Origin of the sequence: Thomasclavelia sp. (assembly GCF_017889095.1) — a bacterium.
GTDB lineage: Bacteria > Bacillota_I > Bacilli_A > Erysipelotrichales > Coprobacillaceae > Thomasclavelia.
The window spans coordinates 1-15,526 of sequence record NZ_JAGHEW010000066.1; the positions used below are offsets into that span (position 1 = coordinate 1).

At 30.7% G+C, this 15,526-nt stretch carries 14 protein-coding genes and 1 pseudogene; 13 read left to right on the top strand and 2 right to left on the bottom strand.

Annotated features, from left to right (window positions below):
* From J7M77_RS02910 to J7M77_RS02925, 4 genes and pseudogenes are all read left to right on the top strand, one after another.
* Positions 1-532, top strand: a pseudogene (locus tag J7M77_RS02910) (hypothetical protein); the annotation flags it as partial.
* A gap of 168 nt (positions 533-700) precedes the next feature.
* Positions 701-1,015: a hypothetical protein gene (locus tag J7M77_RS02915; RefSeq protein WP_296875787.1), complete on the top strand. Its 315-nt coding sequence runs from the start codon at positions 701-703 to the stop codon at positions 1,013-1,015.
* Positions 996-1,334 (top strand): hypothetical protein, encoded by a 339-nt coding sequence (locus tag J7M77_RS02920; protein ID WP_296875790.1) that lies wholly within the window; start codon positions 996-998, stop codon positions 1,332-1,334. Before J7M77_RS02915 ends, J7M77_RS02920 begins: the two co-directional genes overlap by 20 nt.
* 123 nt (positions 1,335-1,457) lie before the next feature.
* A complete protein-coding gene (locus tag J7M77_RS02925) occupies positions 1,458-1,772 on the top strand; it encodes a hypothetical protein (protein WP_296875794.1) in 315 nt (104 codons plus the stop codon).
* Positions 1,773-1,825: 53 nt separating this feature from the next.
* On the opposite strand, the gene rpsD is transcribed toward J7M77_RS02925, so the two are convergent.
* Complete coding sequence (gene rpsD, locus J7M77_RS02930) at positions 1,826-2,431, bottom strand: 30S ribosomal protein S4 (protein ID WP_296875797.1); 606 nt, start codon at positions 2,429-2,431, stop codon at positions 1,826-1,828.
* Between the two features lie 213 nt (positions 2,432-2,644).
* Entirely contained in the window at positions 2,645-4,411 is a 1,767-nt protein-coding gene (locus J7M77_RS02935; RefSeq protein ID WP_296875799.1) for a glycoside hydrolase family 2 protein, read from the bottom strand.
* A gap of 182 nt (positions 4,412-4,593) precedes the next feature.
* Between J7M77_RS02935 and pyrF the strand changes: the two genes are divergently transcribed.
* From pyrF to J7M77_RS02980, 9 genes are all read left to right on the top strand, one after another.
* Complete coding sequence (pyrF, locus tag J7M77_RS02940; RefSeq protein ID WP_296875802.1) at positions 4,594-5,301, top strand: orotidine-5'-phosphate decarboxylase; 708 nt, start codon at positions 4,594-4,596, stop codon at positions 5,299-5,301.
* 14 nt (positions 5,302-5,315) lie between these two features.
* Positions 5,316-5,948 carry an orotate phosphoribosyltransferase gene (gene pyrE, locus J7M77_RS02945; protein WP_296875803.1) on the top strand — a complete coding sequence of 211 codons (633 nt, stop codon included), beginning with the start codon at positions 5,316-5,318 and terminating at the stop codon, positions 5,946-5,948.
* Between the two features lie 102 nt (positions 5,949-6,050).
* Positions 6,051-7,187 (top strand): glutamate 5-kinase, encoded by a 1,137-nt coding sequence (gene proB, locus J7M77_RS02950; protein WP_296875806.1) that lies wholly within the window; start codon positions 6,051-6,053, stop codon positions 7,185-7,187.
* Positions 7,184-8,410 carry a glutamate-5-semialdehyde dehydrogenase gene (locus J7M77_RS02955; RefSeq protein WP_296875809.1) on the top strand — a complete coding sequence of 409 codons (1,227 nt, stop codon included), beginning with the start codon at positions 7,184-7,186 and terminating at the stop codon, positions 8,408-8,410. The genes proB and J7M77_RS02955 overlap by 4 nt, the downstream gene beginning before the upstream one ends.
* A 230-nt stretch (positions 8,411-8,640) precedes the next feature.
* Complete coding sequence (locus J7M77_RS02960; protein WP_296875812.1) at positions 8,641-9,723, top strand: HD domain-containing phosphohydrolase; 1,083 nt, start codon at positions 8,641-8,643, stop codon at positions 9,721-9,723.
* Positions 9,724-9,737: 14 nt separating this feature from the next.
* Complete coding sequence (locus J7M77_RS02965) at positions 9,738-10,094, top strand: Hpt domain-containing protein (RefSeq protein ID WP_296875839.1); 357 nt, start codon at positions 9,738-9,740, stop codon at positions 10,092-10,094.
* On the top strand, positions 10,084-12,603 hold the full coding sequence (locus J7M77_RS02970) for a hybrid sensor histidine kinase/response regulator (protein WP_296875842.1): 2,520 nt from the start codon (positions 10,084-10,086) through the stop codon (positions 12,601-12,603). The genes J7M77_RS02965 and J7M77_RS02970 overlap by 11 nt, the downstream gene beginning before the upstream one ends.
* Positions 12,604-12,697: 94 nt before the next feature.
* The gene (locus J7M77_RS02975; RefSeq protein WP_296875845.1) at positions 12,698-13,150 is read left to right on the top strand and encodes a MarR family winged helix-turn-helix transcriptional regulator; all 453 of its coding nucleotides are present in this window, start codon (positions 12,698-12,700) and stop codon (positions 13,148-13,150) included.
* The gene (locus J7M77_RS02980; RefSeq protein ID WP_296875847.1) at positions 13,150-15,378 is read left to right on the top strand and encodes an ABC transporter ATP-binding protein; all 2,229 of its coding nucleotides are present in this window, start codon (positions 13,150-13,152) and stop codon (positions 15,376-15,378) included. The genes J7M77_RS02975 and J7M77_RS02980 overlap by 1 nt, the downstream gene beginning before the upstream one ends.
* The last annotated feature ends 148 nt before the right edge of the window (positions 15,379-15,526 follow it).

A 15,526-nucleotide genomic window follows, 5' to 3' on the forward strand; every position in this document is an offset into this window, starting at 1 on the left:
AACATCATTAGCTAGATTTTTTAATAAATATGATATTACTTTTAAATATGATCGATATTTAAGAGTATATAAAAATGATAATGAAATTATTTTAGAAAATGATGAATTAAAATATCCGATTAAATATTTGAAAGATAGATTTGGATATTTTTATCATAATTTTGGTTTTTCTGGATTTATGTTTAATGATGTTATAACAAACAGTGAATTTTATGAAGTTGCTAGTGGAGGACCAGATTTTTTTGGATATTTATTTTCTATTTTGGATGATAATAGGTTAATTGATGATTTTTATCGAAATTCAAATTATTATCAGTTCGAATATGTTGTACCAATTGAAAAAATATATTTTGAAAATTATGAAGAATTATCTACATTAGAGAAACAGCAGCATATCATTATTAAGGTATTACAAAGGCTTTACAATTATAAATATGATCTAGAAATGAATGAAATTGATAATGACGTTATTGTTGTAAAAGACAATCAGAATTTATCCGAGAATTACTTAGTAAAGAAAATATTACTTTAATTAGCCAGTAAGATTTTTGCTGGTTTTCAATAAAATATAAATTTTTTGAAAAAATAAAGTAAAAATGTTTTTCGAGAAGTATATAAGTAATGAAGGATAATTTTTGATTGTATTGCTTGTAACAAAATCCAGTATTATATTAAATAAAGAAAGAAGGTGCAAATAGCTATGATGATGGAAATGGAATTAAATGAAAAAAAGGCAAAAGAGAATCATATTGATATTGATGAATGCTATGCAATGGTAGATAAGTTTTTTAAAGAAAGAGGAGTTAAAATAATTAGTAAGGGTGTTTATAAAGGTGAAAATAAAGATTTTGATACTTTTATGAAAGCTCAATGGGATCTTCCTGATTCAGGATGGTTTTTAAAAATAGTAGATAAGTGGTTTTTTCGTTATGAAGGTGATACAATTGAAGATCGTGAAGATGCATTAGAATCATATTATGAGGTAGAAGCTCAAAATGCCGATTTCATCTGGTAAAAGTAGAAAAGCCATTAATTTTGATTTAGATGATAACTTATTAAAACAAAATTATCCTTCAAAAAGCTATAAGAATGCCTGGCGTGATATCAAAAGGTATTTGGTAAAAAATGGTTTTATTCATCGCCAATACTCAGGCTATGTTTCTAAAGGAAATATTAAGATGTCTAAGGTTGGTAATATCATAGGTACGATGTCAAGAAAGTGGAGTTGGCTTAGTTTAAGCGTAATTCAGTTTGATGTTACAATTGTTGGTAATGAATATAGTTTTTTAAAACGTATAGAAGATGAAGCTAATATGTTTAAAAAAGAATCATAATGTTAAGAGTCAGTACGTTGTACTGGCTTTTTTATTAGTGCATTAAAAAAAGTGAACATGGAGTAGTATTGTTTTTATCGTTAAATATGGATATCATATTATTAAGGAAAGGTGGAAATAGTTATGATGATGGAAATGGAATTAAATGAAAAAAAGGCAAAAGAAAATCATATTGATATTGATGAATGTTATGCAATGGTGGACAAGTTTTTTAAAGAAAGAGGAGTTAAAATAATTAGTAAGGGTGTTTATAAAGGTGAAAATAAAGATTTTGATACTTTTATGAAAGCCCAATGGGATCTTCCTGATTCAGGATGGTTTTTAAAAATAGTAGAGAAGTGGTTCTTTCGCTACGAAGGTGATACAATTGAAGATCGTGAAGATGCGTTAGCGTCTTATTATCGAGTAGAGGCACGATATGCCGATTTTAAATGGTAAAATAAAAAGTATACCATAGCTGCAATATGTTATGGTATACTTAATTTTATTTATTACCCCATACGGTTGTAATATTCAACGATTAATGATTCATTGATTTCTTGATTTAATTCTGATCTATCTGGTAAACGAGTAAGTTTTCCAGTTAATTTAGTATCATCTACTTCAACGAAAGCAGGAGTGAAACTTCTGTTTTCTAAAGTTGATTTGATGATTGCTAAGTTTTTAGATTTTTCTCTAACTTCGATTACATCTCCAACTTTAACAGAGAATGATGGAATATCAGTTTTAACTCCATTTACTAAGAAATGACCATGGTTTACTAATTGTCTTGCAGCTCTTCTAGTAGGAGCGAATCCTAAACGATAAACTACGTTGTCTAATCTTCTTTCTAATAAGCATAAGAAGTTATAACCATGAATACCTTCTAATTTACCAGCTTTTTTGAATGTGTTATGGAATTGTTTTTCGTTAACTCCATACATATGTCTTACTTTTTGTTTTTCAGCTAATTGTAATCCATATTCAGTTTGTTTTTTTCTTTTTTGACCATGTTGACCTGGTGCGTATGGTCTTTTGTTTAATTCTTTACCATTTTCAAGAATAGAAAATCCTAAACGACGAGAAATTTTCCATTGTGGTCCTGTGTAACGTGACATTAATTTTCCTCCATTTATTGTTTTATTTGCATAAAACAATAACATTGCATAGATTAATTGAAGTGTGTTTATATTAAGTATTTCACTTTGCAGCCAGCTACTTTACAAACGAAGGTTATAAACGCAAATTTCAAAACTCTATGTGCTGCTATCATTTGTTGCCTATTCAATATACACTTTTTTTAGGTGATAGTCAATCTTTTTTGAAAATAACTAATCATTTTTATCATTTAATTTACATACTTTACGATCATAAGTTAAAATACCATTTATTTCATCTTCGATATCACTAAGCTGTGTATAGATTGCTGCGCATAAACCATCTTTAATTAAAGGAAAGATAGTGTTATTTAATAATTCTTGAAAACTTTGTTGATAATTGTTTAATTCATCAAATACTTGATAGCCATAAATAGTTTTAGAACTAATATGGTTTTTAATTTGATGAGCATAACCGCCATATTCACTGATGACAAAAGCCCGGTGATCAGGAATTATTTTTGGTTTATCAAAATAATGATGTTCACTTCTAAAATCACCACAGTTTTGATCAAACCAGCCACTAGCGGAATCAACTAATCTTGTTGGATCGATATCTTTGATCATTTTGGTTAAATTAACGGTATCAAATTGCCCCCAGCCTTCATTGAATAAGACCCAAGTTGAAATACAAGGGAAATGGCTTAAATGATCAATCGTTTTTTTACATTCATAGATAAATTCATCACGTGAACTTTTATCATGTCTTGAAAGTAAATAACGATGTTTATCACTTGTTTTTTTTCTTTTGCTTTTTAATAAAGTTGGCAAATATGTGACAAACCAGGTATGATAACGATGACCGCTATTAACCATATCTTGCCAAACGATCATACCTAAACGATCACAGTGATAATACCACCTAGCACTTTCGATTTTAATATGTTTTCTAATCATATTAAAACCTAATTCTTTCATTTTTTTAATATCATAGATTAATGCTTCATCACTAGGTGCTGTATATAAACCATCAGACCAGTATCCTTGATCTAAAACACCATTTAAAAAGATCGGCTCGTGATTTAAACAGATTCGTGGTAGATTATGTTCATCTTTTTCAATCGAAAAAACTCGCATTGCAAAATAGGATTTTACCTCATCTTCAGATGTTTTAATTATAATATCATATAAATATGGTGAATCGGGTGACCATGGTTTTATTTTATCAATCTTAATTGTTTTATTAATAATTTTTTTCTTTTCATTAATTATAATTGGATGTTGATCTTCGATTTTAATTTCAATTGGATCATTGGTTGGCTGATTTAATTTGATTGTTAAATCAATTTGACTATTATCATAGTCAGGAACGATCTTAACATCCTGGATATATGTTTGACTAACTTCTTCGATCCAGACAGTTTGCCAAATGCCGCTTTGGGCAGTATAATACATACCGCCACGTTTTAACCGCTGTTTACCTTTGGCATGGAATGATTTATCAGATTTATCCTGAATACAAAGGGTAATATCATTTAAACCGTTTTTGATTTGATCGGTAATATCGATTTCAAACGGTAAATAACCGCCGATGTGTTGGAAAATTAACTGTTCATTAATAAAAACTTCTGCAGTTTGGTCAACAGCTCCAAAATGTAAAAGATAGCGTTTCTGTTCATTTTTTTTAAGGACAATAAAGCGCTGATACCATAAATATTCATCGGGTTTTAATTGTTTATTTACTGTTGATAAAATACTTTCTGGTGAAAAAGGAACTAGAATTTTACCATAAAAATATTGTGGGAAACATTTAGTTGTGGTAATGGCATATTGCCAATAACCATTAAGATTTAAATAATGATTACGAATTAAATATGGGCGAGGGTATTCTTGTAAAACATTTTTATAATCAATTTGTTCACCCCATTTAGTATATAAAGGAATCAAAGGTTCCTTTTTGTTAAAAAGATTTATTGTTTTTAGAGCGTTTATTATGTTCATCAAAGTCACCTCATTTAATATCTATATATAATTATTATACATTTTTAATGCAATCTTTTAAATAATATTTGTTGTTGAAAATGCAAAAGTGGGAAAAATTAAAAATATCTAGAAAAAGATTATCTAAAATAATGGATTAATTTAAATAATTTGATATAATCATGTTAATAATGGAGGTAGTTATGAGCGATAGTAGAATTTGTATTGCATTAGATTTTCAAACTAAAGCAGAAGTTGAAAACTTCTTAAAAAAATTTGGTGATGAAAAACTTTATGTAAAAGTTGGAATGGAATTATTTTATGGTGAAGGAATTGAAATGATCAAAATGATCAAAGAAATGGGGCATAAAATTTTCTTAGATCTAAAATTACACGATATTCCTAATACTGTAAAAAGCGCAATGAAACAGCTAGCTAAATTAGATGTTGATATGGTCAATGTTCATGCTTCAGGAAGTATTGCAATGATGAAAGCAGCTTTACAAGGTTTAGAAGAGGGAAAAACTGGAGATAAAAGACCATTATGTATTGCTGTTACTTGTTTAACTTCTTTAGACCAGGAAGTATTAGACAATGAATTATTGATTAATGAAAAATTAGAAAATGTTGTACTTAAATGGGCAAGTAATGCCAAAGCAGCCGGATTAGATGGGGTAGTATGTTCACCATTAGAATCAAAGATCATTCATGATAATTTGGGATATGATTTTTTAACTGTAACACCAGGAATTCGTTTAGCTGATGACAGTGTTAATGATCAAAAACGAGTTACTACACCAGCAATGGCTAGAGAACTTACATCAAGCTATATTGTAGTCGGTAGAACAATTACCGGATCAGATGATCCGTATGCTACTTATCAAAAAGTATACCAGGATTTTCAAGGATAGAGGAGAAGACGAAGATGAAAGAAATGATTGCAAAGGATTTATTAGATATCAAAGCGGTTTTTTTAAGACCAAATGAACCATTTACTTGGGCTAGTGGAATTAAATCACCAATTTATTGTGATAACCGGTTAACATTATCTTATCCTAAAGTACGTAAAGATGTTGAAGCCGGACTAGCAAAATTAGTTCAAGAAAACTTCCCAGAAGCTCAATGTCTAATGGGAACCGCAACAGCAGGAATTGCTCATGCAGCATTAGCGGCTGATATTTTAGATTTACCAATGGGATATGTTCGTGGTGGGGCTAAAAGCCATGGTCGTAATAACCGCATTGAAGGAATCGTAACACCAGGAATGAAAGTTGTTGTTGTTGAAGATTTGATCTCTACTGGTGGCAGCTCACTTGAATGTGTTGAAGCGTTAAGAGAAGCTGGATGCGAAGTAATTGGAATGATTGCTATCTTTACTTATGGATTACCAAAAGCAACAGCTAATTTTGAAGCTGCTAACTGCAAATTTGTAACATTGACAGATTACGATACTTTAGTAGGCGTTGCTAAAGAAAATGATTATATTAAAGAAGCTGATATGGAAAAATTAAAAGCTTGGAAAAAAGATCCAAGTGATGAAAGCTGGATTGAAAAATAATTTGACTATCTAAAACACCGAAATTAGTTCTTTTCGGTGTTTTTTATTGAGAAGATTGTCCAAACCTTGTATAATAAAACAATAATTACGGGGGTTATAGTAATGCGAAATTTAAGCAAAATTAAAAATATAATTATTAAGATCGGTTCATCTTCCTTATGTGATGAAAATGGAAATATTGATAAAGAAAAAATATTAAATTTGATCCAGCAGATCGCTTATATTAAAAGAAAAGGAATCAATATCACTTTAGTTAGTTCAGGAGCAATTAACGCTGGTGTAAATGTCATGAAATTAGATAAACGTCCAGCTACGATTCCTCAAAAGCAGGCTTTAGCTGCAATCGGTCAGGCTACTTTAATGCAAATTTATGAGGATTTATTTAGTTTATATAAATTAAAATGTGCCCAAATATTATTAAATCATGATGATTTTGATGATCGCAAACGGTTAATGAATTTTAATAATGCAATTCAGGCAATTATTGATTATGATGTAGTACCAATCATTAACGAAAACGATACGTTGGCAGTTGAAGAAATCAAAGTAGGTGATAATGATACCTTAGCTTCTTTGATCGTTCCTGCAGTTGGCAGTGATTTAGTTGTTTTAGTTAGTGATATTGATGGATTATATGATGATAATCCCCATACCAATAAAAATGCAAAATTAATTAGTAATGTTGCTGGAGTAACAAAAACGATTGAAAATATGGCCAAAGATGCCTCTAGTAAAGTAGGTACCGGGGGAATGATCACTAAAATTAAAGCAGCTAAGATTTGTAACGAATTTGGCTGTGATCTAGCAATCGTTAACGGTAATACACCAAATGTATTAATTGATCTATTAGAAGGAAAAGAAGTGGGCACTTATTTTGATAGCAGTCCTGTTCGTCATTTAAGTTCAAGACAGCATTGGATCATGTATCGTTCAATGCCTAAAGGAAAAGTTGTCGTAGATGATGGGGCTAAAGATGCTTTGGTTAATAAACGAACCAGTTTATTAGCTAAAGGAATCATTGATGTAAGGGGTAATTTTTTAATTTCCCAAATTATCGATATTGTTGATCAAAATGAAAATGTTTTAGCTCGAGGAATGACTAATTATTCAAGTGATGAAATTCGTTTGATCAAAGGTCTAAATTCGAGTGAAATTGAAAATGTATTGCATTATAAAGATTATGATGAAGTAATTCATGCTAATAACTTAGTAATTGTAAATGAGGTGAAAAAAGGATGATTGAAAAACAATTAGAAAAAGCTAAACTTGCTTGTCGTAAAATGCAAATTGTTGATAGTATAACAAAAAATAAAGCATTAAAAGCAATTAGTGAAAATTTACTTAAAAATATTGATTATATTGTATCCAAAAACCAAAAAGATCTTGTATATGCAAGAGACAATGGTATTAGCGAAGCAATGTGCGATCGTTTATTATTAAATCAAGAACGGATTGAAAGTATTGCTAATGATGTTTTAAAGATTGCTGCTTTAGATGACTGTATTAATCAGGTCATTCAAGAAATCAACCGTCCTAATGGATTATTGATCAAACAAATTAGAATTCCCATTGGTGTTGTCGGGGTAATTTATGAATCACGTCCTAATGTTACTGTTGATATTGCATCAATTTGTATTAAAACTAATAACGTCTGTGTTTTAAAAGGCGGTAAAGAAGCAATTAATTCAAATATTGCTTTAGTGCAAGTAATCAATGAAGCGATTAAAGATATATTACCTGAAAACGTTGTTAATTTAGTAGAAAACAATGATCGCCAGGTAGTTGATGAAATGATGAAAGCTAATCAATATGTTGATGTGATCATTCCTCGTGGTGGAGCCGGACTAATTAATCACGTAGTAAATAATGCTACAGTTCCAGTAATTGAAACGGGAGCGGGAATTTGTCATTTATATGTTGATCAAGAAGCTGATTTAAACATGGCGGTTAAAGTTGCTGTTAACGCCAAGATTTCAAGACCATCAGTATGCAATGCAATTGAAACAATTTTAGTACATGAAGATGTAGCTAAAGAATTTTTAGAAATGTTAAAACCAGAGTTTATTAAAATTAAAATTTATGGTGACCAGAAAGCATTACAATATATTGACGGTACTTTAGCAACCAAAAAAAATTATGCAACTGAATATGATGATTATATTTGTAATATCAAAGTAGTTAAAGACATTGATGAAGCAATTGAACATATTTATAATTATTCAACAAAACATTCTGAAAGTATCATAACTAAAAATGATGCTCGTGCTAAATATTTTATGGAAGCATTGGATTCTGCTTGTGTTTATCATAATGCTTCAACTAGATTTACCGATGGTGGTGAATTTGGATTTGGTGCAGAAGTGGGAATTAGTACCCAAAAGCTTCACGCCCGTGGTCCATTAGGTTTAAAAGAACTAACTTCAACTAAATATGAAATATTTGGTAATGGCCAAATTAGATAGATTTAAGAGGTTTAAAACAACCTCTTTTTATCTTTTTAATCAAATAATATGTAATGGCTACTAAATTATAAAGGGTTATTTTTCCCGTTTTAAGTAATTTTAAAAATTAACTGAAAATCTATTTTTCAAAGTATTTGTTATCCCGTTATTTTTTTGTTATACTAAAAATGAAAAAAGGGAAAATATGTTGAAAACATCATAAATAAATCACATTATAATTAGGAGGGTATATGGAAGTAAAGGAAACTGATCAAAGGAATTTGCAAGATATTGTAGTGATCATTGATGATGATGAAATTAATCGAAGTATTTTAGCAAATATATTTGAACCATATTATTTAATTAAAGAAGCTAAAGATGGTATTGAGGGTTTAGAAATCGTAAATGAACAGCCTGATAAAATATGCGCTATTTTATTAGACGTATTTATGCCAAGAATGAATGGTATCGAAGTATTGCAAAATTTAAAAAAAGACGGTTTATTAAAAAAAATACCAGTATTTATGATTACCGCTGATCCTAATGATTCAATCATGGCAGAAATTTATCAATTAGGTGCAATGGATATTATTGCTAAACCAGTTGTACCGTATTTCCTTTTAAGAAGGATCCAGTCGGTTATTGAATTGTTCCAGGCACGAAAACATTTAAATAATGTTGTTGAAATGCAAAAAGATGAATTATTACAAAGGGCAAGAACGATCATTGAATTAAATCAGGGGATGATTGAAGCCCTTTCTACAGCTATTGAATTTCGTAATGGAGAATCAGGGGAACACGTTCGTAGAATTCATGATATAACTAAATATATGTTAGAACATACTGAACTTGGAAAAGACTTTAGCCAAGAAGAAATTGATAATATTGCTTTAGCGGCTATCATGCATGATGTTGGTAAAATTGCTATTCCTGATGCGATTTTAAATAAACCAGGACGGTTAACTAAAGAAGAATACGAAATTATGAAAAGTCATACTGTTCAAGGTGCTAAAATGCTGGAAAAAATCCCTCAGCTTCGTGAAAATGGTGCCTATCATTATGCCTATGATATCGCTAGACATCATCATGAACGCTATGATGGTAATGGTTATCCTGATGGTTTAAAAGGTGATGAAATATCAATTTGGTCACAAATTGTTTCTTTGGCTGATGTTTATGATGCTCTTACCAGCAAGCGGGTATATAAAGATGCTTTTAGTTATGATAAAGCTTTAGAAATGATCAAAAACGGGGAATGTGGTATTTTTAATCCTCATTTATTAGAATGTTTTTTTGCGGTTGAAAAAGAAATTAGAAAAATGAAAACGAAATAAAGGAGAGTTTATATATGGATTTGAAGTTATTGGCTGATGTAGGTATTGATGTAGATGAGGCTTTATCTAGAATGATGGGAAATCAAAATTTATTTAAGCGAATGATGCTTAAATTTGTTGATGATCAAACTTATCATAATTTAATTATATCAATCAAAGAATACAATCAAGAAGAAATCTTTCGTAATGCTCACACTTTAAAGGGAATGTGTGCTAATTTAGCGATTAAACCATTAACTAGTTTATTTACAAAACAGGTTGAGTTGCTTAGAAATGATGATTTAGTAGCAGCAGTTTCATTGATGGACGAAATTGATAGGGAGTTTCAAGCAATAACAAAAGTAATTACTGAGGTTTTTAATGAATTATAAAAAATATAGTAAAAAAAGTTTAAAATTTAGTCCTTATATTATCACCTTTTTAGTATTATTAATCATTGGGCTTTCTGGTTTTTTCATTTTACGGACTGAATTATTAAAAAATATGCAATCAACCGGAAGCTCATTAGCTAGAAATTATGCTTTAGAAGAACAAAATAATTTAACGATTTATGAAACATTGATTTCGTATGTAACCGAAAACATAGATCGCCAGATGGTTCAGGGTAGCAGTAGTGAAGAAATTCAAGAGTTCATGCAGGCTTATTTTACGGGATTACAAACTGTTGTCGGCAGTGACAAAATTGATCCTTATGCAGTAATTGATAACAAGATCATTGCTGCTAATCCTTGGGAAAATGATGATAGCTATAATTATCAAGCTTCTTCATGGTATCAAAGAGCTGTTAGCACTAAGGGCAATACGGTTTTTACTGATATTTATATAGATGCTATTTCCGATACTGGAGTTATCACCATTGCCAGACAATGTAACAATAGTGATATTGTTGTTGCTTTTGATATTTTTCCTGAAAATTTTCGCATTGAGTTTGATAGTGCTAATTCGATTGATAATGCTTCTTTTTATTTATGTGATAGTAATGGAACATTAATTTATTATGACAGTTTTTTAAAAGATTTTTCGGCTAAAGAAATTCAAGGTTATATTAACGAAATTGTAGCTGGGATCAATGAGGGTGAATTTGCTTCTTTTGATACTCCAGTTAAAGATTTAAATAATGAACGTCATAATGTTTATTATTATGAACTAAATAATGGCTGGACGACGATCATTACAGTTCCTTATGATATTATTTTAAGTCAATTAAATGATTTTACCTTTGTCTTTGGCAGTGTCTTTTTAATTTGTCTGCTGGTTGTAGTATTTATTATTTGGCGTAATTTAAGGTTGAATAAAGAAGTTGAACGAACTAATGATACTGTTCGAGTCTTAGGTAATTTTTATTACGCTTTGTATCGGGTTGACTATGCTAATGAAACTTATGAAATGATCAAAGGTTCCAATTATATTCGTAGTCGGATCGCTAAAAAAGGACCGTATGATGATTTATTAAAAGCAATTAGTGAAGTTACCGAAAAAAACGCTTATCAAGAATTTTTAGAAAGTTTTTCAATTAATAATATTAAAAAACTGGTAGCAAAAAAAATGCGTGAATACGGTGGCGATTTCTTACGGTTATTTGGCGATGAATATCGCTGGGTCAATGTTCGAGTATTATTTGATGAATCATTAGCCCCTGGTGAAGTGGTTTTATGTTTTAGGGAAATTGAACAAGAAAAACAGCGTGCTTTTCAGGAACAGAAATTATTAGAAAATGCGCTTGAAAGTTCAAAACGCAGTGAACAGGCAAAACATGCTTTTTTCAATAATATGTCACATGATATGCGAACTCCATTAAATGCTATCATTAATTTAACCCAGTTAGCCCTAGAAAATAGTAAAGATCAAGAAAAAACTGAAAATTATTTAAAGAAAATTAATTATTCTAGTCAAACCTTGTTAGATTTAGTAAATGATATTTTAGAAATGTCGAGAATGGAGCAAGGTAAGATAGAGTTAAATCAGGAGCATTTTAATTTAAAAGAATGTGTTAGTGATTGTATAGAACCGTTTAAATTACAAGCTAAACAAGAAGATAAGAATTTTAAGGTATCTTTTGATATAACTGATGAAAATGTTTTAGGCGATTCGTTTAGAATCAATCAAATCTTAAATAATTTATTATCTAATGCTTTTAAATTTACTTCAAAAGGTGATTTGATCAGTGTTGCGGTTAAACAAATTAAACAGCAAGGCTATTCACAGTTTCAATTTGTAATTGAGGATACCGGAATAGGGATGTCTTCACAGTTTTTACCACATTTGTTTGATCCTTATGCCAGAGAAACTCGATTTAGTGCTCGCCAGGTCGATGGTACTGGACTAGGAATGCCAATTGTAAAAAGTTTGGTTACATTAATGAGTGGTAAAATTCAAGTTAAAAGTGAATTAGATAAAGGAACTATTTTTACGATCGTAATTCCTTTTACTTTGGCAGATAAACAAATCGAAATAAAAAAAGAAACGGTTGAAGAAAGCTTAAGGTTTTCTTTAGCTGGTAAAAAGATTTTACTGGTTGAAGATAATTTCATTAATATGGAAATTGCAACAGAAATTTTATCTAATAATGGTATAGAAGTTGTTCAGGCGTGGAATGGTCAAGAAGCAGTTGATTTGTTTAGTCAAGAAGCAGTTGGTAATTTTGATGCGATTTTGATGGATATGCAAATGCCCGTTATGGATGGCTGTCAGGCAACTCGAATAATTCGTAAAATGATGCGTAAAGATGCCAAAACGATTCCAATCATTGCTGTTACTGCTAATGCTTTTGCTGAAGATATTGCAGCAACTACTTCTGCGGGTATGAATGGACATATTTCCAAACCGATTGATTTTGATTTTCTTTGTAAAACTTTAGAAAAATTTTTACGGCAGGATTAAAAAATGATCCTGCTTTTTATCTAGATATTGACAATAGTTAGTCGACTAACTATAATTGTGCTTGTACTTTTTTAGCGATGAAAGGAGGCACTTGATGAGTGATTTAAGTTTTGATGATGTTGATTTGCTGATAAGTAATTTGCATACTTTAAATAAGACACTATATTATTTATTAGAACAAAAAACTAAAGAATGTGGCTTATTACCAGATCAAGCAAGATTACTGTATATTTTAAAAAACCATCAAGACACTAATCAACAGGCGTTAGCTGCAAAATTAAAAATTACTAAAGCAACGTTATCAGTTAGATTACAGCGTTTAGAAAAATTAGGATATCTTACCAGAGAACAAAGTTCTAATGATAAACGTAATTATAAAATTCGGATTACTGATAAAGGGGAGTTGTTTTTTAATGTGGCAAGAAATGTTATTAATAAACAAAAAAAGTATATACTTGAGGGGATAAGCGAGGAACAAATAAAAGTTTTAAACGATGTTTTAAATACGATGATAAAAAATATTGAAAAATGTAAAGGAGATCAATAATGATAAAATTAAAATATTATTTTAAAAAGTTTTGGGCTCCAATAATACTTTGTGTTGGTTTGCTTTTTTTACAGTCCCAATCAGAACTGGCACTACCCGATTATATGTCTGATATTGTTTCAGTTGGGATCCAGGCTGGTGGCTTTGATAGTGCTGTAAGTGATGTGTTGAGTGAAGAAACTTATAATCATTTGTTAGTGATGATGGATCTAGATGACCAGGAATCTTTTACTAATGCTTATCGCTTTGTTGAAGCTGATGATCTTGATAAAGATATTTTAAGTAAGTTCCCTAAAATTAAAGATCAAGGGATATATCAGTTAAAAGATCTAAATGATAAAGAAACTGAAGAATTGGAAGATATTTTAGTAAAACCAATGCTGATGGTTACTTCAATTAATAGCATGGATCCTGCCAGTGAAGAATATCAAAGTCAATTTGGTAATTTGCCACAAGGAATGAGTCCTTATGATGCGATTTCCATGATGGATGATAATATGAAAGCCCAAATGTTTGCTGCAATTGATAGTCAGATGGAAACTATGGGTGAATCTACTTTGAAGATTGCTGCCGGAAATGGAGTTAAAGCTGAATATCAAAAATTAGGCTGTGATATTAATCAGGTTCAAACCGATTACATTTTAGCTACTGGTGTTAAAATGCTGGCAGTTGCTCTAGGGGGGACGGTTTGTGCCGTTGCCTGTGGTTTTCTAGCTAGTCGAATTGGAGCTGGAGTTTCTAGATTATTACGTGGTGATGTCTTTAAAAAAGTAGAAAGTTTTTCTAATGAAGAATTTAATAAATTTTCTACTGCTTCATTGATTACACGTACGACTAATGATATTACTCAGGTCCAAATGGTCGTGATCATGTTTATTCGAATTGTCTGCTTTGCACCGATGATGGGAATTGGGGCTTTGATCAAAGCCTTTAGTAATACACCATCAATGACTTGGATCATCGGTTTAGTATTGATCATTATTTTTGGAGTTATTGGGGTTACTTTTGTGGTTGTAATGCCAAAATTTAAAATCGTACAATCATTGATCGATCGTTTGAATTTAACAATGCGTGAAAATTTATCAGGTGTTTTAGTTATTCGTGCTTTTGGTAACGAAGAACACAGCGAAAAAAGATTTGAAAAAGCAAATGAAGATTTAACTAAAGTTAATCTATTTGTCAATCGAACAATGGTTTCTATGATGCCAATCATGATGTTTATTTTTAATGTAGTAACTTTATTAATTGTATATTATGGGGCTAAACAGATTGATTTAGGAAATATTGCCATTGGACAAATGATGGCTTTTATGCAATATGCAATGCAGATCATTATGTCATTTTTAATGATTGCCATGATTGCAATCATGTTGCCACGAGCAAGTGTAGCGGCTGATCGTGTTTATGAAGTTCTATCAATGGAACCCAAAATTGTTGATCCACAAGAGCCAAAAGCTTTTGATGAAAGTAAAAAAGGATTAGTTGAATTTAATAATGTTACTTTTAGATATCCAGGAGCTAATGAACCAGTATTAGAAAATATTAGTTTTGTAGCTAAACCAGGAGAAATGACGGCATTTATTGGTTCAACTGGTTCGGGAAAAAGTACTTTGATCAATTTAATTCCTCGTTTTTATGAAGTGAGTGAAGGAAGTATTAAGGTTGATGGTGTCGATATTCGTGATGTTAAGCAGCATGATTTAAGAGAAAAAATCGGTCTAGTTCCTCAAAAAGGATTATTATTTTCCGGAACAATCAGATCTAATTTAACCTATGGTGCTAGTAATGCCAGTGATGAACAGTTAGAAGAAGTTATTAAAATTGCTCAGGCTAAAGAGTTTATTGATCAAAAAGATAAGCGTCTTGATAGTGAGATTTCTCAAGGTGGTACTAATGTATCTGGTGGTCAAAAACAGCGTTTAGCGATTGCTCGGGCGATTGCCAAAAATCCCGAAATCTTTATTTTTGATGACAGTTTTTCAGCATTAGACTTTAAAACAGATGCTAAATTACGTCAAGAATTAAATAAAATGATTCAGAAAACTAAAAATACTGTTTTGATCGTTGGTCAGCGGATTGCTTCAATCATGTCGGCTTCGCAGATCATTGTGTTAGATGAAGGTAAGATCGTTGGTAAAGGAACCCATGAAGAATTAATGAAAAATTGTGAAGTATATCAGGAAATTGCCTATTCACAATTATCAAAGGAGGAATTAGGAGATGAGTAATCAGACTAACAGATCAAGACCTAAATTTCGACCTGGCGGTATGGGTGGAATGCGTGGCAATAATGAAAAAGCTAAGGATTTTAAAGGAACCTTAAAGAAGTTATTTAATTATTTACAGCCGTATTATTTTAAATTGCTGATTGTAATT

Coding starts and splice junctions, on each gene's coding strand:
- J7M77_RS02915 (WP_296875787.1), top strand. CDS start 701: ATGATGATGGAAATGGAATTAAATGAAAAAAAGGCAAAAGAGAATCAT.
- J7M77_RS02920 (WP_296875790.1), top strand. CDS start 996: ATGCCGATTTCATCTGGTAAAAGTAGAAAAGCCATTAATTTTGATTTA.
- J7M77_RS02925 (WP_296875794.1), top strand. CDS start 1,458: ATGATGATGGAAATGGAATTAAATGAAAAAAAGGCAAAAGAAAATCAT.
- rpsD (WP_296875797.1), bottom strand. CDS start 2,431: ATGTCACGTTACACAGGACCACAATGGAAAATTTCTCGTCGTTTAGGA.
- J7M77_RS02935 (WP_296875799.1), bottom strand. CDS start 4,411: ATGAACATAATAAACGCTCTAAAAACAATAAATCTTTTTAACAAAAAG.
- pyrF (WP_296875802.1), top strand. CDS start 4,594: ATGAGCGATAGTAGAATTTGTATTGCATTAGATTTTCAAACTAAAGCA.
- pyrE (WP_296875803.1), top strand. CDS start 5,316: ATGAAAGAAATGATTGCAAAGGATTTATTAGATATCAAAGCGGTTTTT.
- proB (WP_296875806.1), top strand. CDS start 6,051: ATGCGAAATTTAAGCAAAATTAAAAATATAATTATTAAGATCGGTTCA.
- J7M77_RS02955 (WP_296875809.1), top strand. CDS start 7,184: ATGATTGAAAAACAATTAGAAAAAGCTAAACTTGCTTGTCGTAAAATG.
- J7M77_RS02960 (WP_296875812.1), top strand. CDS start 8,641: ATGGAAGTAAAGGAAACTGATCAAAGGAATTTGCAAGATATTGTAGTG.
- J7M77_RS02965 (WP_296875839.1), top strand. CDS start 9,738: ATGGATTTGAAGTTATTGGCTGATGTAGGTATTGATGTAGATGAGGCT.
- J7M77_RS02970 (WP_296875842.1), top strand. CDS start 10,084: ATGAATTATAAAAAATATAGTAAAAAAAGTTTAAAATTTAGTCCTTAT.
- J7M77_RS02975 (WP_296875845.1), top strand. CDS start 12,698: ATGAGTGATTTAAGTTTTGATGATGTTGATTTGCTGATAAGTAATTTG.
- J7M77_RS02980 (WP_296875847.1), top strand. CDS start 13,150: ATGATAAAATTAAAATATTATTTTAAAAAGTTTTGGGCTCCAATAATA.